This is a genomic window from Rhodococcus sp. T7 (genome assembly GCF_009872365.1).
In the GTDB taxonomy this organism is placed as follows: domain Bacteria; phylum Actinomycetota; class Actinomycetes; order Mycobacteriales; family Mycobacteriaceae; genus Rhodococcus_F.
The window spans coordinates 105,218-127,302 of record NZ_WXYH01000044.1 but is presented as its reverse complement, the minus strand read 5'-3'; the positions used below and the strand labels follow the sequence as shown (position 1 = coordinate 127,302).

The window sequence follows — 22,085 nt, the reverse complement described above, 5'->3', positions numbered from 1 at the left end:
GCCTGCTCCATCGGCAGCAGCACACTCAGATACGCCATCGAATCCGGCGCCGGCCGCGTCGTCACCCGACGCTCGGAGACGGCCTTGCGGTACCGGGCCACCACCGCGGCAGCATCGAGCTCCACCGCCAACGCCTTCGCCTTCGCGACCAACCCGCGGTCCCCAACCCCGTCGAGAACGTCCGGGTCCGAACACAACCGCCGATCCGCCACCGCGCGATCCTGAGCCGACAAACACGCCGTCTCCCGCACCAGAAGCGTGGCACGCCATTCGTTCAACCGCCCCGACCGCAACAACGCCAACGTGTGCGGCATCTCGTGCACCACCGCCTGCGCGAACCCCAGATGCCGGCCCCCACGGTTCGGGATTCCCTGCGCGCCAACGCGATCTGTGAGGCGATGCCGCGATCCCACTCCGCCCTCGGCAACCCCCGGGCCCTGCGATCCTCCCGCATGCAGGCGGCGACGTCATCGGTGACCACCGCCTGCACCGCACACCCCACCGACTTCAAGGATTCGACCGCGTCGAGCCACTCGATCCCCAACCCGGCATCGCCACACGCCTCGACGCACCGCAACCGCGCCGTGAACGCCCGCAACTCCTCCAGATCCGGTGCCTTCATTTCCCCCACGACCAGCCCTCCCCCGAGGTTGTTCGAAACTTTGTTCGACTCTAGCAACCGCCGCTACACCATGGCAATAGCCGAATCCGACGTAAAGCACGTGCGGCGCAGCGCCGTACGGAGCTATACAGGAGGTCGCGCACGCCTGCGCCGAGGAATGGAGAAGTAGTTGCCCACGAGTGCCGCACCGGATCCGATGACACTGCACCCCATTTCGGGTCAGCCCCGGGTAGTCCTGCTCAAACCCCTGATCGACAATCCGCTGATCGAGGTCGGGGAGTACAGCTATTACGACGATCCCGAGTTCGCGGACGAGTTCGAGACGCGAAATGTCCTGCACCACTACGGCCCGGATCGGTTGATCATCGGGAAGTTCTGCGCGTTCGCGACGGGGACGACGTTCATCATGAACGGCGCGAACCATCGGATGAGTGGCGTCTCGACCTTCCCCTTCCCGATCATGGGAGGCGCGTGGGCCGAGCATGCCGATCTGCTCGCAGACCTACCGTCGCGCGGCGACACGGTCGTCGGCAACGACGTGTGGATCGGGGGCAACGCGACGATCATGCCCGGCGTGCGTATTGGACACGGCGCGATCGTGTCGACCGGTTCGGTGGTGACGCGGTCGGTGCCGGACTACGCCGTGGTGGGCGGAAACCCGGCCGTCCACATCAAGGACCGCTATTCGGAGTCCGACATCGCCGCGCTGGTGCGGATCGCGTGGTGGGACTGGCCGATCTCCGTCGTCACCGAGCATGTGCGCACGATCACCGCAGGCACTGTCGAGCAACTTCAGGAGATTGCCGACGGACTCGGCTGAATCAGCTGCACGCCGCTTTGGGCGACTCGGTGTCGAGGTCGAGTTCGCCGTCGTCGGCGAAGACGAGGCGCCCGTCGTCGAGAGCGACGGCCCAGCGGTGCACGGGCGCCCAATCGCGTCCGAGGAGACCCTCCGACTGGGACAGGTCCGCGAAATCCTCGATCACGACGCCCGGCGCGGGAGCATCGGCATCGCGGCGGACCCGAACGCGAGCACCGACGGCGACATCGGCACTGTGGGGCTGCGCGGCACTCTTCTGATCAGACATGGGTTCATTCCGCTTTCTGCCGGGTGATGCCAGGGCAAGGGATCATCCGGGCCCGCTGCCGAGAACTCACTACAGACGATCGGCAAATTTTGAGCAAGTCCCCAGTCGGAGTTGTGGGGATCATCACCGAGGGCTTGACGCCCGGGAAACCGCGCCAGTTCTGTCCATCATTTGTACATCGACCCTATTGACGTAAAGGGCATTCCAGTCCACGATTAGATGTAACTACTGGTCACACTGACATGGAGGACATTCATGGCACGCTCGACGCTCGCTCTCGGCAATCCGAAGATCACGGATCGCCAGGACACAGGCGCCCGGCTTCTCCATTCCTCCGCACGCATGTCGTACGACCCGACCGTCGAGGTGGACTGGGATGCGCCGGTCCCCGGCGACCTGTACGGCCTCACTCCCGAGTGGTCCTCGCTGTACGGCACGCCGATGTGGGACGAGATGACGTTCGAGCAGCAGATCACGCTGACGAAGCACGAGGTGTCGTCGATCATGGGCACCGGAATCTGGTTCGAGATGATTCTCCAGCAGATGGTCATCCGGGACATGTACGCCAAGGACGCGTCGCAGGCGCACTTCCAGTTTGCGCTGACGGAGGTGGCCGACGAATGCAGGCACTCGGTGATGTTCGCCCGCACCGCCGAGAAGTTCGGGTGCCCCTCGTACGTTCCGCGCAAGTCGGTGGTCACGCTGGGTCGCGGATTCAAGGCGCTCGCGTCGGGTGAGGTCGCGTACGCCGGCATTCTCGTCGCCGAGGAGATCCTCGACGTCATGCAGCGCGACTGGATGAAGGACACACGCGTCCAGCCGATCGTCCGCGTCACCAGCAAGATTCATGTGGTCGAGGAGGCCCGGCACATGCGCTTCGCCCGGGAGGAGACCCTGCGCCGGGCCGAGGGCATGGGCAGGGTGCACCGCGCCGCGAGCCGCGCCTGCATCGCGATCGCGTCGAACCTGATCGTTTCCAGCATGATCAACCCGGCCGTCTACGCGGCCGCCGGCCTCGACACCGAACGCGCGGTGCGCGAGGCGAAGAACAACCGGTTCCGGGCCGAGAAGATCCGGGAGAGTTCGCAGCCGCTCATGCGGTTCCTGGACGAGGCCGATCTGCTGGGCGGTCCTTCCCGGCAGCTCTACAAGCGCGTGAACATGCTCTGACGGACGCTTCGCGCTCGTGCGCCTTTCTGGTTGTTCCAGCTACCAAAAAGGCGCACGGGCGGCGGAGCCGCCTACCCCCGCAGCCGGGGCGCGAGGTCGCGCTCGAAGAGTTCGAGGAACCGCTTCTGATCGTGCCCGGGCGCGTGGAAGACGAGGTGATTGAGCCCGGCGTCGAGGTACGGGCGAATCTGCGCCACCGCCTCGTCCGGATCCGACGCCACGATCCACCGCTTCGCGACCTGCTCGATCGGCAACGCGTCCGCCGCCTTCTCCATCTCGATCGGATCGTCGATCGAATGCTTCTGCTCCGGCGTCAACGACAACGGCGCCCAGAACCGCGTGTTTTCCAGCGCCAACTCCGGATCCGTGTCGTACGAAATCTTGATCTCGATCATCTTGTCGATCTCCGCGACATCCCGCTCCGCCTTGGCCGCACCCTCCGCGACCGCAGGCATCAACTTCTCGGTGTACAGCTCCATCCCCTTGCCGGACGTGCAGATGAACCCGTCGCCGCTACGCCCGGCGTACCGGGCCACCACCGGGCCACCCGCCGCGATGTACACCGGGATCCCACCCTCGGGCACGTCGTAGATCGACGCCCCCTTCGTGGAGAAATACTCGCCCTCGAAATCGACGCGGTCACCCAGCCAGAGTTCCCGCATCAACCGGACCGCCTCCCGCAGCCGCGCGAACCGCTCCTTGAACTCCGGCCACTCCCCCGCAAAACCGGTCGCGATCTCGTTGAGTGCCTCACCGGTACCGACACCGAGCATGATCCGCCCCGGATACAGACACCCCATCGTCGCGAACGCCTGCGCCACCACCGCCGGGTTGTACCGGAACGTCGGCGTCATCACCGACGTCCCCAGCTGCAACCGCTCCGTCCGCTCCCCGACCGCCGTCATCCACGCCAGCGAGAACGGCGCATGACCGCCCTCGTGCCGCCACGGCTGGAAGTGATCCGACACCGTCGCCGAATCCATGCCGTGCTGCTCCGCCAGGACACCCAGCTCCACCAACTCCCGCGGACCGAACTGCTCCGCGGACGCCTTGTAACCGAGCTTGAGTTCGTGGGCCACCGTGTACTCCTTCGTCTTCACGTCCGGTTCGCGAGATGCAAACCTCTTCTGCAGGTTAGAGCGCGGCCACCAGGCTGGCGACCGCCGCTCCCAGTGCCACCACCGTCAGTGTCACCGCGAACAACCACAACTCGTGGGGCGGCGGCATCGGTGCGCCGTCGCGCAAGGCCTTCTCGACCTGCGACCACCGCCGCATGCCGACGAGTGCCGCGGCGGCGGCGAGTCCGATCAGGATCAGTCCGAGGGTCGTCCGCACCCACCCGGTGCTGAATTCGGGGACCAGGTGGATCATCGCGATGCCACCGGCCAGAAGTGCGAGTGAACTCCGCATCCAGGCGAGGAACGTCCGCTCGCTTGCAAGCGTGAAACGTTCGTCGGGCCGGTCGTTGTCGGTCACCGAATCATCTTTACACCGGTTCACTGGAACCGCACCAAGCAGGTACCCCGCAGTCCTAGATTGGAAGGGCAGGCCACAGCCAGGGGGCGTCCATGCGACCGTTCGAAGCTCTGCGATCCGCGATCTCTCTGCGTGTGCTGGCTGTGATGCTGCTGTTCTTCTCGGCGTGGGCGGCGCTCGGACCGTCGCCTGCTTCGGCCGAGCCGCGCATCACCAGGGTGGACGTCTATTCGGAGTCGATGGGCCGGTGGGTGGCCAACGACGTGATCTCTCCCGCGTCGGGAGGTCCGGCGCCCACGTTCTACCTCCTCACCGGCATCGGCGGCGGCTCGGACGGGATCTCGTGGTTCAACAACACCGGTGTGCGGGACTTCTTCGCCGACAAGCACGTCAACGTGGTAATGCCGATCGGCGGGCAGTACAGCATGTACACCGACTGGGATTCCGACGACCCAGTCCTCGGCAGGAACAAATGGCAGACGTACCTGACGAGCGAACTTCCCGCCGCCATCGACGGCAGGTTCGCGACCACCGGGGCGAACGCCATCGGCGGGGTGTCGATGGCGGGCAGCGCGGTGCTCGACCTCGCGATCCAGGCTCCGGGGTTCTACCGGGCCGTCGGCTCGTACAGCGGTTGCGCCGCGACGAGCGGACTGCTCGGCCAGGCGATGGTGCGGTCGATGGTGGAATTGCGGGGCGGGGGCAACGCGACCAACATGTGGGGTCCTGCGGTGGACCCGCAGTGGCAGGTGCACGATCCGATGGTGAACGCCGAACGTCTGCGCGGCACAGAGTTGTTCGTCTCGAGCGGCAACGGACTTCCGGGCGGCATCGACAACCACGACCCGGTGCTGGTGGTGCCGCAGACGATCGGCGGCAGCGTCGTCGAGATGGTGACCAACGTGTGTGCGGCCACGTTCCAGTCGCGGTTGCACTCGCTGGGGATTCCGGCCACGTTTGCGTATCTCGCGCAGGGCACTCATTCGTGGGGGCTGTTCGAGACGGAGTTACGGGAGTCCTGGCCCGTCATCGGCAGCGCGATCGGGGCGTGACCCCAGGGAGTTCTCCAGGATCGGTCCGATCACCGCGAGGGCTTGCGGTGTGGTCATCCGCAGGTGGTCGCAGTCCACCTTGTTCTCGACGATCACGCCGGTGATCGCGGGCTGCCAGACGCCGGGCGACGGCCGTTCGCCTTCCTCCCCTTCGGCGGATTGCGCGGCGCTGAAGAACAGCAGGTCGCCGTCGAACACGCGCGGGCGGTGTCCGATGGAGATCTGCTTCGAGTTCTCCAGCCCGGTGCTGATGCGACCGAGGAGGGTCGACGCGAACCCGGGGTCCCGGCCGAAGGATCGTCCGAGCATCTCGAGCAGTTGCTCGCGGTACGACGTGCCGGCGTCGTCGTCGCCCTCGAATTCGACGCCCAGCCCGCGCAGCCACTCCTCGGCGTTCACCTCGAGGTCACCGAAGTCGTCGCCCTCCGCGACGTAGCTGTCCATCATCGCGAGGGTGCCGACCTCGGCGCCCGACTCGCGGAGTTCCACGGCAATCGCCTGCGCGATGACACCGCCGAGTGACCAGCCGAGCAGGTGGTACGGCCCCCGGGGCTGGACGGCACGCAGCTCGACCACGTACCGGTGGGCGAGTTGTTCCATCGACTCGAACGTCGTTCCACCGCTGAGGATCGGCAGTTGCAGCCCGTACACCGGACGGTCGGGCGACAGGTGCCCGATCAGTCCGGCGTAGCCCAGCGCGAGTCCGCCCGCGGGGTGCACGCAGAAGAGCGCGGGTTGGGACCCGGACGCGCGGAGCGGCACGACGACGTTCAGCACGTCGTCCGCCGGCATGCTTCCGAGAACCGACGGGTCGACGATGCGCCGGGCGAGGCCCTCCGGGGTCGGGTTGCGGAAGATCCACTGCAGGACGACGTCGGTGCCGAGCCGGTCCCGGAGCGCGGACGCCACCCGGGTCGCGACGAGCGAGTTGCCGCCGAGTTCGAAGAAGTCGTCGTCGGCCCCGACCCGGTCGATGCCGAGGACGTCGGCGAAGACCTCCGCGACGGCCTCCTCCACCGGGGTGGCGGGTGCCCGGAACTCCCGGGGCGCGAGCACCGGGGCGGGCAGCGCCCGGCGGTCCAGCTTGCCGGTGCGGCCGACGGGCAACCGGTCCAGGACCACCAGCTGGGCGGGCACCATGTACGGCGCGAGGTGCGACCCGGCGTACCGGAGTATCTCGGCGGTGTCGATGCTCGCACCGTCCTCCGCCGTCACGTATCCCACGAGCCGGTCGCCGGTGCCGCTGTGCACGGTGACCGCCGCCCGTCCGACGCCGTCGCAGCGGGACAGCACCGATTCGATCTCGCCGAGCTCCACCCGCTGTCCGCGGATCTTCACCTGGAAGTCGTTGCGTCCCACATACTCCAGCCGTCCGATCTCGGTCCATCGCACGAGGTCGCCGGTGCGGTACATGCGGGAGCCGGGTTCGCCGAACGGGTTCGCGACGAAGGACGCACCCGTCAGTGCCGGACGCCGGTGGTAGCCGCGTGCCAGCCCCGGTCCCGCGACGTACAGTTCCCCGATCACCCCCACCGGGACGGGCTGCAACCAGGTGTTGACCACGATGACGTCGACCCCCCGCCCCGGACCGCCGACATTGACCGATTCTTCGGGCGACAGGACCTCGCTGATCGTGGTCTGCACCGTCGCCTCGGTGGGTCCGTATCCGTTGAAGACGAAACGTCCCGGGGTCCAGCGGTCGGCGATCTCGGGTGGGAAGCGTTCGCCCGCGACGGCGAGAATCCGCAGGGACGGCAGGTCCTCGGGGCGGAGGGTGTCGAGGATGGTGGGGGTGAAGAACGCGTGTGAGACGCGTTCGCTCGCGAGCAGTTCGGCCAGTTCCCGTCCCCCGAGCACCGTCGGCGGAACGACCACCAGTGTCGCGCCGACGGCGAACGCCATCAGCAGTTCGAACAGGGACGCGTCGAAGCTCGGCGACGCCAGGTGCGACACGCGCGCCCCGTGCATGGACGCGAACCGTTCCCGTTCCTCGACAGCAAGATTCGCGATGCCGCCGTGGGTGAGCACGACACCCTTCGGTGTTCCCGTCGATCCCGACGTGTAGAGCAGGAACGCGGCGTGGTCGACTCTCAGCGGGCGCAGACGGTCGGCGTCGGTCACGGGGTCGCCGGAGTATCCGTTCACGACGCCGGGATCGTCGAGCAGAAGCCACGGCACCACCCCCGGCAACCGGTCGCGGTGCGCGGTCACCGTCAGTCCGAGCATCGCGCCCGAATCGTCGAGCATGCCGCGGGTGCGTGCGGGCGGCAGGGCGGGGTCGACCGGCACGTACGCCGCCCCCGATTTCGCGACCGCCCACACCGACAGCACCCAGTCGATCGACCGGGGCACCCCGATCGCGACGAAGGCGTCCGGACCGGCACCGCGGTCGATCAGTGCCCTGGCCAGCCGGTTCGACTGCTCGTCGAGTTCCCGGTACGACAGCGTGACGCCTTCGCACGACACCGCGGTCGCGCCCGGTGCGAGCGCAGCACCGGCGGTGAGGACGTCGGGGAGCAGGCGTTCCGCGACCGCGGGGAAGCCGCGCATCGGTACGAGTTCGTCCCGTTCGAGGGCGTCGAGGATCTCGAGGTCGCCGACCCGGATCGACGGGTCGGTGACGGCGGTGTCGAGCATCCGGACGAACCGGTCGGCCAGGCCTGCGACGGTCTCGGCTTCGAAAAGGTCGGTGGCGTAGGCGAAACCGGCGGTGATCCCGGCCGGCGTGCCGTCGTCCGTGTATTCCTCGGCCAGCGTCAGCTGCAGGTCGAACCGGGCGATCGTGGCACCGAGGTCGATGCCGTGCACCTCGACGCCCGGCAGCGAGAGGTCGGGGCGCTCGATGTTCTGGAACTCGAGCAGCACCTGGAACAGCGGTGAGTGCGCGGTGGAGCGGGGCGGGTCGAGTGCTTCCACGACCTTCTCGAACGGCACCTCCGCGTGCGCGTATGCAGCGAGGTCGACGTCGCGTACCTGGTCGAGCAGGTCGGAGAACCGGTCCGCGTCGGAAACGATGGTCCGCAGGACGACGGTGTTGACGAACATGCCTACGACGTCGTCGAGTGCGGCCTCGCCGCGCCCGGCGACGGGGGTGCCGACGGCGATGTCGCCGGTGCCGGACATTCTCGCGAGGAACGCGGCCAGGGCGGCGTGGGCGACCATGAACACGGTCGACTGGTGGGTAGACGCCGTCGCCAGGAGCCGGCGATGCAGGTCGGCGTCGATCTCGAATCCGACCCTGCTCCCGTCCGGTGTGCGTTGCAGCGACCGCGGGCGGTCGGCGGGCAGGTCCAGCGCGGCGGGGAGCCCGGCGAGTGTGCTGCGCCAGTAGTCCAGTTGCTGCGACACCAGCGACTGCGGATCGTCCTCCGAGCCGAGGAGGCGGCGCTGCCAGAGCGTGAAATCGGCGTACTGGACCGTGGTCGGTGGCCAGTCGGGGGCGTGCCCGGCCGCACGGGCGGTGTAGGCCGTCGTCATGTCGCGCGCGAGCGGGACCATCGACACTCCGTCCGCGACGATGTGGTGGACCACCACCAGCAGCGTCCGGTCGGTTCCGGAGGTCTCGAACACGGCTGCCCGCAACGGAATCTGTTCGGTGACGTCGAATCCCTGCGCGACGGCCGCCGACAGCAGTTCCCGCAACTCGGCCTCGCTCGACACCGTGGTGACAGGCAGGTCCGGAACTGCGTCGGCGGCGGGCAGGATCAGCTGCACCGGTTCTTCGCCGGCCATCGGGAATCGGGTGCGCAGCGTCTCGTGGCGGTGCACGACGTCGGACACGGCTGTCCGGAGGGCGTCGAGGTCGAGTGCGCCGGTGAGCCGGAACGCCATGGCGATGTTGTAGGCGGGCGAGGAGGTGTCGAACTGGTTGAGGAACCACATACGGGTCTGGGCCAGGGACAGGGGAATTCGTTCTGGTCGCGGCGCTGCCCGCAGTTCCGGCCGGTGTGTCGGCGCACCGGCCTTCGCCGCGCGTTCCGCGAACTCCGCCACGGTCGGGGCCTCGAACAGGGCGTGCACGCCGACGTCGATGCCGAGAGCCGCGTCGACGCGGGCGACCACACGGGTGGCGGACAGCGAGTCTCCACCCAGACGGAAGAAGTGGTCGTCGGCCCCGACGCGGTCGACACCGAGGACCTCGCCGAACACGTCGGCGACGACGGCCTCGAACGGGGTGGCCGGCGCCCGGAATATCCGGACCGGAGCCTCGGGTGCGGGTAGTGCGGCACGATCCACCTTCCCCGCCGCCGTCACCGGCAACTCCCCCAACACCACCACCACCGACGGCACCATGAACCCCGGCAACACCGACCCCGCAAACTCCACCACCCCAGCCGAATCCACCCGAGCCCCCACCTCCGGCACCACATACCCCACCAACCCACCACCCGAACCCACCACCACCACAGCCGCACCCACCCCCGGACACGACACCAACACCGACTCCACCTCCCCCAACTCCACCCGCTGCCCCCGCACCTTCACCTGAAAATCAGCCCGCCCCACAAACACCAACGACCCCAACCCATCCCACCGCACCAAATCCCCCGTCCGATACAACCGCGACCCCACCCCGAACGGACTCGCCACAAACGACGCCGCCGTCAACCCCACCAACCCCCGATACCCCCGCGCCAACCCCACACCCCCCACATACAACTCCCCCACCACCCCCACCGGCACCGGCCGCAACCACGAATCCAACACCACCACCTCAACACCCACCCCGGGACCACCCACCGTCACCACACCCCCCGGCACCAACGCCCCACTCACCGTCGCCTGCACCGTCACCTCAGTCGGCCCATACGCATCGAACAACTCCCGACCCACACCCCACCGCTCCACCAACTCCGGACCACACACCTCCCCCGCAACCACCAACACCCGCACCGACCCCAACGACCCCTCCACCGAACCCAACACCGACGGCGTCACAAAACAATGCGACACCCCCTCCACCTCCAACCACTCCCCCAACACCGCACCCCCGAACACCCCCGGCGGCGCCACCACCAAACACGCCCCCACCGAAAACGCCATCAACCACTCATACACCGCCGCATCAAAACCCGGCGACGCCACATGCGACACCCGACACCCCGACCACAACCCGAACCGAACCCGCACCTCCTCCACCAAATTCGCCAACCCCCCATGCGACACCACCACCCCCTTCGGCCGCCCCGTCGACCCCGACGTATACATCACATACGCCGCATTCCCCACCCCCAACCCACCCAACCGCTCCCCCTCCGACACCGACTCACCCGACACCCCCTCCACCACCGACACATCATCAACCCGCAACCACTCCACCACCCCCGGCACCACCACCCCCGACACCGACAACCCCACCACCGCACCCGAATCCACCAACACCTCCCGCACCCGCACCTCCGGCAACCCCACATCCACCGGCACGAACACACCCCCCGCCTTCACCACCGCCCACACCGCCACCACCAACTCCACCGACCGCGGCACCACCACCCCCACCACCACCTCCGGCCCCACCCCACAACCAATCAACACCCGCGCCAACCGATTCGACCACCCATCCAACTCCCCATACGACAACTCCACACCCCCACACGACACCGCCACCCCACCCCCACCCGCAACCACACCCCCCGCCAAAATCTCCGGCAACAACCGCACCCCCACACCCGACACACCCCGCACCAACCCCACACCCGACCCCCACACACCCACCCCACCCAACCGAACACCCGGATCCGCGGCCATCGCCTCGAGCACCCGGGTGACCTGTCCCGCGGTCGAGTCGACGGTGGCCCGGTCGATCAGGTCGGGTCGGTAGTGAAATGTCATGCGCAACTGTGTGTCCGCCGAGAACGCGACGCTCAGCGGGTAGTGCGTCGCGTCGACGCCGCGCACGTCGACCACTCGGATTCCGGCGAGGTCGGTGTCCTCGGTCAGTCCGCCGCGGTCGATCGGGTACGACTCGAAGACGGTCGCGGTGTCGAACCCGATGTCGGTGCCGACCGCGCGCTGGATGTCGGCGAGGCCGAGATGATGGTGGTCGAGGAGGGCTGCCTGTTCCGCTTGTGTCCGGTCGAGCAGGCCGCCCAGCGTTTCCCGGGGGTCGAGGGTGATGCGGGTGGGCACGGTGTTGACGAACAGCCCGATCATCGACTCCACACCGGGCAGGTGCGGTGACCGCCCGGACACGGTGCTCCCGAACGTCACGTCGTCGCGGGACGTCGCGGCGCCCAGCACGATGGCCCACGCCACCTGCGTGATCGTGTTCAGGGTCGTGTTGCGGGTCCGCGCAAGGGTCGTGAGTTCGGCGGTCAGTTCCTCGGAGACGGCGAATTGGGCACTCTCGGGTGGAGCCGACAGTTGCCGCCCCCGTGCGTCGGGCAGGAGCAGTGTCGGACCGTCGATGCCGGCGAGTGCGGTCGCCCAGGCCTCCCGCGATTCGGCCGGGTCCCGGCGGTGCAGCCACGACAGGAAGTCCCGATAGGGCCGGGGCCGCGGCAGCGCCGACACGTCGGCGTCCCCGGCCACGTAGAGCGCGAGCAGTTCGCGGATCGCGAGTGGCATCGACCATCCGTCGAGGAGCGTGTGGTGGTTGGTCCACACGAGCCGCGATTCCCGGCCGCCGGTCGACACGAGCAGAAACCGCACCAGGGGGGGCCGGGACGTGTCGAACGGCGCGGCCCGGTCGGCGGCGAGGATGCGCTCCAGTTCGGTGGTCCGCGCGGCCTCCGGCAGGCCGGTGAGGTCGAGTTCGCGGAACGGCACGTCGACGGTCGCGGGCACCACCTGCACGAACGTGCCGTCCCACGCGGGCACGAATGCCACCCGCAGATTCGGGTGCCGCTCCAGGAGTGCCGCCGCGGCCCGGCGCATCCGGTCCGGGTCGACGGCGCCCTTCAGACGCAGTTCCACCTGCACCGTGTAGGCGTCGATCGACGGTTTCGCGAGCAGGGCGTGGAACAGCAACCCGGCCTGCAGCGGGGTGGGCGGCCACACGTCGGTCAGCGCGCCGAAGCGTTCCTCCCATGCGTCGAGGTCGTCCTGGGTGACGTCGACCAGGGGAACGTCCGACGGTGTGAGTCCGCCGGCGACCCCGCTGCGCGCGTGGGACACCAAGGCGGACAGTGACTCCCGCCAACGTGCCGCCAGCCGCTCCACCTCGGCACGGGCGAGCAGGGTGTCCGGGAAACCGAAACCGACCCGGAGCCGTCCGCCGATCACGATCGCGTTGATCTCGACGGCGGCCGACGCCGGCATGTCAGGGTCCGGGACGTAGCGGAGGTCGCCGAACCCGTCGGCGGGGGTCCAGCCTCCCGCAACCCCGCCGACCGACGGATCCGGGACCTGGCCGAGGTAGTTGAAACTGATCTGCCCGGGTTCGATGACCGGCAGGCTGCCCGCGGAGTCCGGGTTCAGGTAGCGGAGCAGTCCGTAGCCGATGCCCATGTCCGGCACCGCCCGCAGGTGTTCCTTCACCCGCTTCAGTGCGCTGCCCAGGTCGGGTCCGCCGGCGAACGCGTCGTCGAGGTCGATGCCGCGGAGTTCGACGCGGACCGGGAAGACCGTCGTGAACCAGCCGACGGTGCGGGAGAGGTCGGCGCCCGGCACCACCTGCTGCTCCCGGCCGTGCCCTTCCAATCGGATCAGCATCGACGTTCCCGGGATCCCCCGCTCCGCTCGCCACCTCGACGACGCCACCACCAGCGCCGTCAGCAAAACGTCGAGGGCGCCCCCGTGATACAGGTCCGGTAGGCGAGTGAGCAGCACGGACGTGTCGTCGAGTGAGGTCTCGACACTCACGTCCTGCAGGGCGGTCGCGACGTCCAGGCCCGGGTCGAGCGGACGGTCGGTGATCAGCGGGTCGGGTCCCTCGACGACGGTCTGCCACCACCCCAGTTCGGCGGTCCGCTCACTCCGGACGGCTTCCTCCGCCAACGCGTGCGCCCACCGGCGCATCGACGTCGCCGGTTCCGGGAGTGCCGGTACGTTCCCGGCACTCACCTGTTGCCAGGCGGCCACGAAGTCGGGCAGCAGAATCCGCCACGACACCCCGTCGACCGCGAGGTGGTGTGCCACCACGAGCAATCGCCCCGACGCCCTTGCCGCCCCGGGGTCGAGCCACACGAACTGGACGACGACCCCGTCGGACGGGCGGAGCCTCTCCACGGCGGCCTGGTGCTCGGTCGCGATCAGGTCTGCGAGTACGCCGGGATCGGTGGCCGGGTCGAAGGCGACCCGCCGGAGCAGCGACGCGGCGTCGAGGTCGGTCGCGGCGCGAGTCTCCATCTGCCACTGCCCGTTCCCGTCCCGGTACAGCCGCGACCGCAGCATGTCGTGACGGGCAATTACCGCGGTGACGGTCGCGAGGAGGCGGTCGGCGTCGACGGTGCGCGGGAGGTCGAGCAGCACGCTCTGGCTGAACCTCTCGTAGTGTCCGCCGCGCTCGATCAGGTACCGGACCACCGGGGTGGGCGGGAAGGTGCCGATTCCGCCGCCCGCGAGTTCGGCGAGGGCGACCGCGGTTTCACGGTCGGCGATCTCCGATTCCGCTGCGAGCGCGGCCACCGTCCGATGCTCGAACACCTGCTGCGGGGTGAACACCAATCCTTTTGCCTTGGCACGTGACACGAGGCGGATGGACAGGATGCTGTCGCCGCCCAGCGCGAAGAACGATTCGTCGAATCCGACCTTGTCGACGCCGAGGACCTCGCCGAACACGGATGCCAGTGTTGCCTCCGCCGCGGTCCGTGGCGCGCGGTCCGGCCCGCGCGAGGCGATGTCCGGTGCGGGTAGTGCGGCACGATCCACCTTCCCCGCCGCCGTCACCGGCAACTCCCCCAACACCACCACCACCGACGGCACCATGAACCCCGGCAACACCGACCCCGCAAACTCCACCACCCCAGCCGAATCCACCCGAGCCCCCACCTCCGGCACCACATACACCACCAACCCACCACCCGAACCCACCACCACCACAGCCGCACCCACCCCCGGACACGACACCAACACCGACTCCACCTCCCCCAACTCCACCCGCTGCCCCCGCACCTTCACCTGAAAATCAGCCCGCCCCACAAACACCAACGACCCCAACCCATCCCACCGCACCAAATCCCCCGTCCGATACAACCGCGACCCCACCCCGAACGGACTCGCCACAAACGACGCCGCCGTCAACCCCACCAACCCCCGATACCCCCGCGCCAACCCCACACCCCCCACATACAACTCCCCCACCACCCCCACCGGCACCGGCCGCAACCACGAATCCAACACCACCACCTCAACACCCACCCCGGGACCACCCACCGTCACCACACCCCCCGGCACCAACGCCCCACTCACCGTCGCCTGCACCGTCACCTCAGTCGGCCCATACGCATCGAACAACTCCCGACCCACACCCCACCGCTCCACCAACTCCGGACCACACACCTCCCCCGCAACCACCAACACCCGCACCGACCCCAACGACCCCTCCACCGAACCCAACACCGACGGCGTCACAAAACAATGCGACACCCCCTCCACCTCCAACCACTCCCCCAACACCGCACCCCCGAACACCCCCGGCGGCGCCACCACCAAACACGCCCCCACCGAAAACGCCATCAACCACTCATACACCGCCGCATCAAAACCCGGCGACGCCACATGCGACACCCGACACCCCGACCACAACCCGAACCGAACCCGCACCTCCTCCACCAAATTCGCCAACCCCCCATGCGACACCACCACCCCCTTCGGCCGCCCCGTCGACCCCGACGTATACATCACATACGCCGCATTCCCCACCCCCAACCCACCCAACCGCTCCCCCTCCGACACCGACTCACCCGACACCCCCTCCACCACCGACACATCATCAACCCGCAACCACTCCACCACCCCCGGCACCACCACCCCCGACACCGACAACCCCACCACCGCACCCGAATCCACCAACACCTCCCGCACCCGCACCTCCGGCAACCCCACATCCACCGGCACGAACACACCCCCCGCCTTCACCACCGCCCACACCGCCACCACCAACTCCACCGACCGCGGCACCACCACCCCCACCACCACCTCCGGCCCCACCCCACAACCAATCAACACCCGCGCCAACCGATTCGACCACCCATCCAACTCCCCATACGACAACTCCACACCCCCACACGACACCGCCACCCCACCCCCACCCGCAACCACACCCCCCGCCAAAATCTCCGGCAACAACCTCACCCCCACACCCGACACACCCCGCACCAACCCCACACCCGACCCCCACACACCCACCCCACCCAACCGAACACCCGGATCCGCGGCTGCGGCGGTGAGGATTCGAGAGAATTCCTGGGCGTCGGCCGAGCCGTGCACGTCGACCACCCAGGTGCCGTCCCGGTCCTCCACGTCCACACGCACGCTGTCGCAGTGCCACCGCTGCACGACGGCGACGGCACTCTCACCGATTCGCTCGACGCCGAGGGGTTCGCGCATTCCGCCGGTCACCGACCACGGTTCCGCCGCAACGTCTTCGCTGACGAGGAACCGGTGTCTGCGGGATCTGCGGAGCTGCAGGCCCACGTGCCGGGTCAGGGTCTCGAACGTGAGATGCGGTGTGAGGGTGAGTCGCACGGGTGTGGTGGAGCCGTGCTCCCGGTGTCCGACCACCACGTCGTCGATGCCGGTGTGGCTGTGTGCGTAGAGCGCCAGCGCGGCGAGCAGGACGGCTGCCGGGCCGCCGCCGCTGCGGCGCGCGAGCCGCGCGAGGGCGCCGTCGGAGGGAATGGTGACGTGGCGCTGGTCCTCGTCTTCGGAGACCGGACCGGGTGGGATCTCCTGTCGCGGCGCTCCGGCCAGCAATTGCTCCCAGTAACGGCGGTCGTCCGCCCACGCGTCGCTCTCGCGATAGCGGGCGTCCGATGTCAGCGGGACGGTGGGCGACGCGAACGGCTGGCTCTCGGGCGGCGCGGTCGGGGCCGCCTCCCCCGACTCGTAGGCCTCGACGGTGCGGCGGACGATCGCCGCCATGCCCGGTTCGTCGTTGACCAGGCGGTGGTAACGCTGGAACCAGCCGTATCGGCCGTCCGGCAGCCGGAACAGGGCGTGCACGTACAGCGGTCCGGTGGCGGGGTCCATCGGCCGGGTCAGTTCCCGGTCGATCCATGTCGCCGCGTGCAGGCCGGGGGCGGTGACGTCGAGGACGTCGGGACCGGTGACCGCGGTTCCGGTGACCTGTCCGGGCTCGGGGCCGTCGAGTGCGAAAGTGCTGTGCAGGCCGTGGCATTCGGACAGCGTCCGGTGCAGTGCGCGGAAGAACCGGTCTTCGTCGAGCGGTCCCTCGAGTTCGAGGTACTGGCCGAATGTTTTGTCGGGTTGGTGGGCGCGGAGTACCGCGGTCTGGTCGTAGGTGAGGGGCAGCACCTCACCGGTACTCATGGAATCCCCGTCCGGTCTTGCGCCCCAGGTGGCCGGCCTCGACGAGGGCGACGAGCGTCGCGGGCGGGCGGTAGTGGTCGTCGCCGGTCAACTCGCGCAGCGCGGTCATCGTGTCGTGGACGTTGTCCAGGCCGATGAGGTCGGCGGTCCGCAGCGGTCCCATCGGGTGGCCGAGGCAGCCCTCGAACAACGCATCGGTGGTCTCGGCGTCGGCGATTCCGTCGCCGACGGCGGCCGCCGCCTCGGCGATGCAGAGCATGAGGACCCGGTTCAGCAGGAATCCGGGTCCGTCGCCGACGACGATGCCGGTCTTGCCCAACGAGGTGAGCAGTGCCAGCGCGCGGTCCAGCGACTGCTGCGACGTCCGCGGGCCCCGCACCACCTCGACGGTGTCCTTGAGCGGTGCGGGGTTCATGAAGTGCAGCCCGACCACCTGTTCCGGCCTGGTGGTGCTCGCCGCGAGCCGGGCGACGGGGATGCCCGACGTGCACGACGCGAGGAGGGTGCCGGGTGCGCAGACCCGGTCGAGTTCGGCGAAGACCTTCTCCTTGAGCTCGATTCGCTCGGGGACGCATTCGATGACGACGTCGGCGGCGCGCAGATCGGTGATCTGCCCGCTCCAGTGCACCCGCGCGGTGACCTCGGCGGGTTTCGGACGGGCGGTCCTGCCGAGGAGTATCGCGAGCCGCAGTGAGTCGCGCATCCGGGAGCGGGCGCGTTCGACGGCCTGCTGGTCGGGGTCGACGACGGTCACGTCGTGGCCGGCCCGCGCCACACTTTCGGCCACCCCGGCGCCCATGGTGCCCGCCCCCACCACGCCGATCCTCATCGCGATGCCTCCGAGGTGAAACCGGTGGTGAAACCGGTGTCGTCCTGATGCACGTATTCCATCGCCACCTCCTGGGTGGGCAGGTCGGGGTGAGCCACCAGTCCCGCGTGTAGCCGGCGGAGGTCGGTGAGGATCGCCCCGGCGGTGCTTGCGTCGAACAGGTCGGTGGCGTAGTCGAGTCGGAGGGTGAGCGTCGAGGGACCGCGGGTCCACGACAGCCCGAGTTCGACGGGTGACGGGTCCGCCGGCTCGTCGCCGCCTTCGCCTTCCCCGTCGCAGCGCACCGGGAAGTGCTGCGCCGCCGGGTCGGCCACGCGGCGGTCCGAGGACAGCTCCCGCCGCACGGTCTCGACCAGTTCCGGGTAGGTCGGTTCTGCGGACAGGTCCACGGCCACGATCTGCGGCGCGGCCACCGCCACCTCGTCCTGCGCGGTGTACCAGGCGAGCAGTGTGAGCCAGGCGGCGAGCAGTTCCGGGAGGTCCGGGTGTCCGTCGAGCGTCGTCGTCACCCGGGCCACGGAATAGTTCGGCGGCCCGGCGCCGTCGGAGGGCTGCCGGGGCCGGTCTGCCGGAACCAGTGGTGGCGCCACGGGTGGCGGCACGGACACCGGCGCGGGTGACGAGCCGGCGAGGAGGACGGAAATCGTCTGCGTGCGCGGTGATCCCACAATGCCTTCCAGGATGCGGACGTACTCGTCGCACAGCGCGGCGGCGGTCTGTTCGGTGAACAGTTCCGTGCTGAATTCGAGTCCTGCGGCCATGTCGTCCTCGCCGCCCCGTTCCGTGGTGACGAGAGTGAGGTCGAATTTGGCCGTGCCGGACGGCACCCCGCCGAACGCGATGGCGGCGGGATCCTCCTGGTCGAACAGTGTCTCGGTGAGTCCGTGCTGCGACTGCAGCGCCGGCAGTTCCTGGTGGACGTGGCAAACGTCGAACAGTGGTGTCCGGCTGAGGTCGCGGTCGCCGGTGAGGGCGGTGACGACGCGGTCGAACGGGATCTCCTGGTGTTCGAGGGCGCCGAGCACGACGTCCCGGACCCGTGCGCACAGTTCCGAGACGCTCGGGTCCCCGGACAGGTCGGCGCGCAGGGCGACCGTGCTGTTGAAGTACCCGATCATGCCGGACAGTTCCGGCCGGTTGCGTCCGGTCGTCGGTGTCCCGACCACGAGGTCGCGCTGGTGGCTGCGGCTCGCCATGAGGAGGTAGAACGCGGAGAGCAGTACCACGAACAGCGACACGGACTCTCGGCGCGCCACGTTCCGCAGGCTCCGGGTCAGTTCTTCGGAGACGGTGAACGTGTGGAACGCCCCGGTGAAGTTCTTCCGCTCCGGGCGCGGGAAATCGGTGGGCAGCCGCAGCAGCGGAACGTCGTCGAGAACTGTTTTCCAGTAGTCGAGTTCGCCGTCGAGCGCGGCGCTCGCGATCAACTCCCGCTGCCACAGGGCGTAGTCCCAGTACTGGACGGGAAGCGGCGCGAGGTCGGCGGAGCGACCGGCGCGGCGGGCCGCGTACAGGGCGGGCAGTTCCTGCTCGAAGATCCTCGGCGAACCCCCGTCGTTGACGGAGTGGTGGGTGGTGACCTGCAGGACGTGCTCGTCCGGGCCGAGCCTGATGAGCAGTGCCCGCACGAGCGGGTCGGTGGCCAGGTCGAACGGCGCCGCCGCGGCCTCGTGTACGAGTGCCCGGGCCGCGGCCACCGGATCCGGTTCCCCCGACACGTCGGCGGTGCGGAAGAAGTCGCCGAGGGAGTCGCGGATCCGCAGTTCCGGCTCCCCGTCGATCTCGACGTAATTGGACAGCAGCACGCGGTGCCGGGCGGCGAGGTCGTCCCACATTCCGCGGACGGCGGATTCGTCGATCGGACCGTGCAGGTCGCTGACCATCGGGAGGTTGTAGATGGTGGTGGCGGCGTCGAGCTGGTGGTGGAACCACATGCGTATCTGACCGAACGACATCACGTGCCGCCCCCGCGGTGTGATCGGCGGCAGCCCGCCGGCCGCGGATGTGCCGTCCGCGAGGAGCGCGGCGAAGTCCGCCACTTTCGGCCGCTCGTAGAGGTCGATGAGTTTGGGCCGGACCCCGTAGCGGTCCGACACCCGGTCGACGAGTTGCATGCCGATGAGCGAGTTTCCGCCGAGGTCGAAGTAGTCGTCTTCGGCGTCGACGTCCCGCTCGGTGTGGAGTAGTTCGCGCAGTGTCGTCTGCAGCCAGTCGAGGCTGTCCTCCGGGGCTGTCACCGGCTGCGGGTGCGGTTCCGCCGAAGGGACTTCCGGTGTTCCGGTCCAGTCGGGCCTGCCGGGAAGGTCGTACCAGCACCGCGAACCGCGTAACGGGTGACCGGGCAGGCGCACCCGCCAGGCGGAGTCGTCACTGACGTCGACGGTCGCCCAGTCGAGGTCGACGCCACGCTCGTACAGCCCGGCGAGGAGGTCCGTGACCGCCTCGGGCGTGTCCGGCGCGCGAAGTATGTCGGCGTCTCCGAGCGCGTCCGCGAGCAGTGCGCCGAGGCGCCCCGCCGGGCTCGGCTCGACGAAGACGACGGGTCCGTCCGCGAGAATTCCCTTCGCGACGGCGACGAGCCTGTCCGTGTCGATCGCGGGGTTCGCGGCCGCGGCGGCGAGGTCGGCGGCGTCCACCACCGACAGTGGGTCCCGCAGATACCGGGCGGCGTAGCGGGACACTCCGCCGCTGAGGACGGCGTCGACGGTGACTCCGGCGGCGCGGAGTTCCCGGTGGACGGCGATCTGGCCGGCGAGGAGGTCCGCCTCGTCACCGGTGGCGGGCAGCTCCGGCGGCAGGTCGCGGCCGCGCAGCGCGGCGGGCATCCGGTCGGGTGACAGCAGCAACGCCACGGCCGGGCGCCGCCGGGTGGCCGGTGCGGAGTTCTCGCCGCGGGCGCCGAGTTCGGCGGCACGCACGGCGAGCGACCGCGAGAATTCGGCAATGCTGTGTGCCTGCACTGCCACCCGGTGGTCGTGGTGCGGCCGGCCGCGGTTGAGGGTGAACACGACGTCGTCGAGGTCGTACGCACGCACGGCCGTCGCCAGTTCGGCGCACAGCGTGGCCAGCGCGCCCACGCTCTTCGCCGACACTGCGACCAGTCGGGGGGTGGCGGTGTGGGATCGGACGGCGGCGGCACGCTGTGGCGGTTGCTCCACCACGCAGTGTGCGTTGATGCCGCCGAGGCTGAACGAACTCACCCCCGCCCGCCGCGGCCCGGTGTCGTCGCTCCACGTTCGGGCCCCGGTGACCACCTCGATGCCGATGCCGGCCAGATCGACTCCGCCGGTGGGGTGTTCGAAGTGCAGCGACGGGTACAGCTCGCCGTGCTCGACTGCCATGATCGCCTTCACGAGGCCGGACACCCCGGCGGCGTGGTCGAGGTGCCCGATGTTGGTCTTCACCGACCCGATCGGCAGGACGCCCGGCCGGTCCCGGAACGCGGCCGCGATCCCTTCGAGTTCGACGGCGTCGCCCAGCGGGGTTCCCGAACCGTGCGCCTCCAGGTAGCCGGCGTCGTCCGGGGTGAGGCCCGCGTTCCGCCAGGCGCGGGAGATGACGGCCACCTGTGCGCGGGCGCTCGGGGAGCTGATGGTCGCGGACGAATGGCCGCTGGACACCGTTGCGGTGCCGCGGATCACGGCGTGGATCGGGAGGCGGTCGGCGCGGGCGCGCGCCATCGTGGTGAGGAGGAGCGCCGCCCCGCCCTCCCCGACGGCGGTGCCGTCCGCGTTCGCGTCGAAGGCACGGCAGCGCGCTCCGGGTGACATCAGTTCCGCGGACCCCTCCGCCATGTCCTCGCGGATACCGTTCACGCGCAGGCTCACTCCGCCGGCGATGGCAAAATCGGCGTCACCCGAGCGCAGCTCCCGGCAGCCGTGGTGCACCGCGATGAGCGATCCGTTGCATCCCGAGTCGACGGCGTAGCACGGTCCGGTGAGTCCGAGGTGGTATGCGATCCGGGCAGGGACGGCGAACGGAACGTTGCCCAGGGTGCTCAGCACCCCCGGTTCCGCCCACATCGCCGGATACGTCGACGCGGCGGCGCTGAAGACCACCGCCGTGGCGCTGTCCCGGAAATCGGTCACCGAGTAACCGGCGTCCTCGACCGCCTGATACGCGAGGACCAGCGCGAGCCGCTGCTGCGGATCGATCAGCGACGCTTCCCGTTTCGACAGGGTGAAGTACGAGTAGTCGAATGTGGAGATGTCCTCGACGAAGCCCATCGGGTGGTAGTGGGACGGCGGCCCCAGCCCGGTCGCCTCGGCCCGTGACCGCGACAGTGGACGCACCGAATCCCGGCCCGCCGCGAGGTTGGCGCGGAATTCCGCCAGGTTCGCGGCCTCGGGGTAGCGCGCGGCGATACCGACCACGGCGATGTCGTCGTCCGGTGTGGGATGTCGCACGGTCACGGT

The 22,085-nt window shown here is 69.2% G+C and carries 9 protein-coding genes and 1 pseudogene; 3 read left to right on the top strand and 7 right to left on the bottom strand.

Translation table 11 applies throughout. From position 1 onward, the window contains the following. Positions 1-631 (bottom strand): annotated as a pseudogene (locus MLGJGCBP_RS06895) (HNH endonuclease); the annotation flags it as partial. A gap of 187 nt (positions 632-818) precedes the next feature. Between MLGJGCBP_RS06895 and MLGJGCBP_RS06890 the strand changes: the two are divergent. Continuing rightward, complete coding sequence (locus MLGJGCBP_RS06890; protein WP_201452979.1) at positions 819-1,442, top strand: CatB-related O-acetyltransferase; 624 nt, start codon at positions 819-821, stop codon at positions 1,440-1,442. 1 nt (position 1,443) lies between these two features. Here the strand turns inward: MLGJGCBP_RS06890 and MLGJGCBP_RS06885 are convergent, their stop codons facing one another. Then, positions 1,444-1,710, bottom strand: coding sequence for a hypothetical protein (locus tag MLGJGCBP_RS06885; RefSeq protein ID WP_160094545.1), 267 nt, complete (start codon positions 1,708-1,710; stop codon positions 1,444-1,446). A 255-nt stretch (positions 1,711-1,965) separates the two neighbouring features. Here MLGJGCBP_RS06885 and MLGJGCBP_RS06880 point away from each other — a divergent pair, with 255 nt between their 5' ends. After that, complete coding sequence (locus MLGJGCBP_RS06880) at positions 1,966-2,880, top strand: AurF N-oxygenase family protein (protein WP_160094544.1); 915 nt, start codon at positions 1,966-1,968, stop codon at positions 2,878-2,880. Between the two features lie 71 nt (positions 2,881-2,951). Here the strand turns inward: MLGJGCBP_RS06880 and fgd are convergent, their stop codons facing one another. Both fgd and MLGJGCBP_RS06870 read right to left on the bottom strand, forming a co-directional pair. Next, positions 2,952-3,959 carry a glucose-6-phosphate dehydrogenase (coenzyme-F420) gene (gene fgd / locus MLGJGCBP_RS06875; RefSeq protein ID WP_160094543.1) on the bottom strand — a complete coding sequence of 336 codons (1,008 nt, stop codon included), beginning with the start codon at positions 3,957-3,959 and terminating at the stop codon, positions 2,952-2,954. 55 nt (positions 3,960-4,014) lie between these two features. Then, a complete protein-coding gene (locus MLGJGCBP_RS06870; protein WP_073370691.1) occupies positions 4,015-4,356 on the bottom strand; it encodes a YidH family protein in 342 nt (113 codons plus the stop codon). A 92-nt stretch (positions 4,357-4,448) separates the two neighbouring features. Between MLGJGCBP_RS06870 and MLGJGCBP_RS06865 the strand changes: the two genes are divergently transcribed. Beyond that, positions 4,449-5,408 (top strand): alpha/beta hydrolase, encoded by a 960-nt coding sequence (locus MLGJGCBP_RS06865; RefSeq protein WP_160094542.1) that lies wholly within the window; start codon positions 4,449-4,451, stop codon positions 5,406-5,408. On the opposite strand, the gene MLGJGCBP_RS06860 is transcribed toward MLGJGCBP_RS06865, so the two are convergent. From MLGJGCBP_RS06860 to MLGJGCBP_RS06850, 3 genes are read right to left on the bottom strand one after another with little or no spacing between them, the layout of a single operon-like run. Next, the gene (locus MLGJGCBP_RS06860; RefSeq protein WP_160094541.1) at positions 5,364-16,841 is read right to left on the bottom strand and encodes a non-ribosomal peptide synthetase; all 11,478 of its coding nucleotides are present in this window, start codon (positions 16,839-16,841) and stop codon (positions 5,364-5,366) included. The two genes, MLGJGCBP_RS06865 and MLGJGCBP_RS06860, sit on opposite strands and share 45 nt — an antisense overlap. Further along, on the bottom strand, positions 16,828-17,670 hold the full coding sequence (locus MLGJGCBP_RS06855; protein ID WP_160094540.1) for a 3-hydroxyacyl-CoA dehydrogenase family protein: 843 nt from the start codon (positions 17,668-17,670) through the stop codon (positions 16,828-16,830). The genes MLGJGCBP_RS06860 and MLGJGCBP_RS06855 overlap by 14 nt, the downstream gene beginning before the upstream one ends. Continuing rightward, the gene (locus MLGJGCBP_RS06850) at positions 17,667-22,082 is read right to left on the bottom strand and encodes a condensation domain-containing protein (RefSeq protein ID WP_160094539.1); all 4,416 of its coding nucleotides are present in this window, start codon (positions 22,080-22,082) and stop codon (positions 17,667-17,669) included. Before MLGJGCBP_RS06850 ends, MLGJGCBP_RS06855 begins: the two co-directional genes overlap by 4 nt. Positions 22,083-22,085 lie beyond the last annotated feature (3 nt).

Bases quoted from the DNA above. Each gene is read 5' to 3' on its own strand.
- MLGJGCBP_RS06860 (WP_160094541.1), bottom strand. From the start codon at position 16,841: ATGAGTACCGGTGAGGTGCTGCCCCTCACCTACGACCAGACCGCGGTA.
- MLGJGCBP_RS06855 (WP_160094540.1), bottom strand. From the start codon at position 17,670: ATGAGGATCGGCGTGGTGGGGGCGGGCACCATGGGCGCCGGGGTGGCC.
- MLGJGCBP_RS06880 (WP_160094544.1), top strand. From the start codon at position 1,966: ATGGCACGCTCGACGCTCGCTCTCGGCAATCCGAAGATCACGGATCGC.
- MLGJGCBP_RS06890 (WP_201452979.1), top strand. From the start codon at position 819: ATGACACTGCACCCCATTTCGGGTCAGCCCCGGGTAGTCCTGCTCAAA.
- MLGJGCBP_RS06865 (WP_160094542.1), top strand. From the start codon at position 4,449: ATGCGACCGTTCGAAGCTCTGCGATCCGCGATCTCTCTGCGTGTGCTG.
- MLGJGCBP_RS06885 (WP_160094545.1), bottom strand. From the start codon at position 1,710: ATGTCTGATCAGAAGAGTGCCGCGCAGCCCCACAGTGCCGATGTCGCC.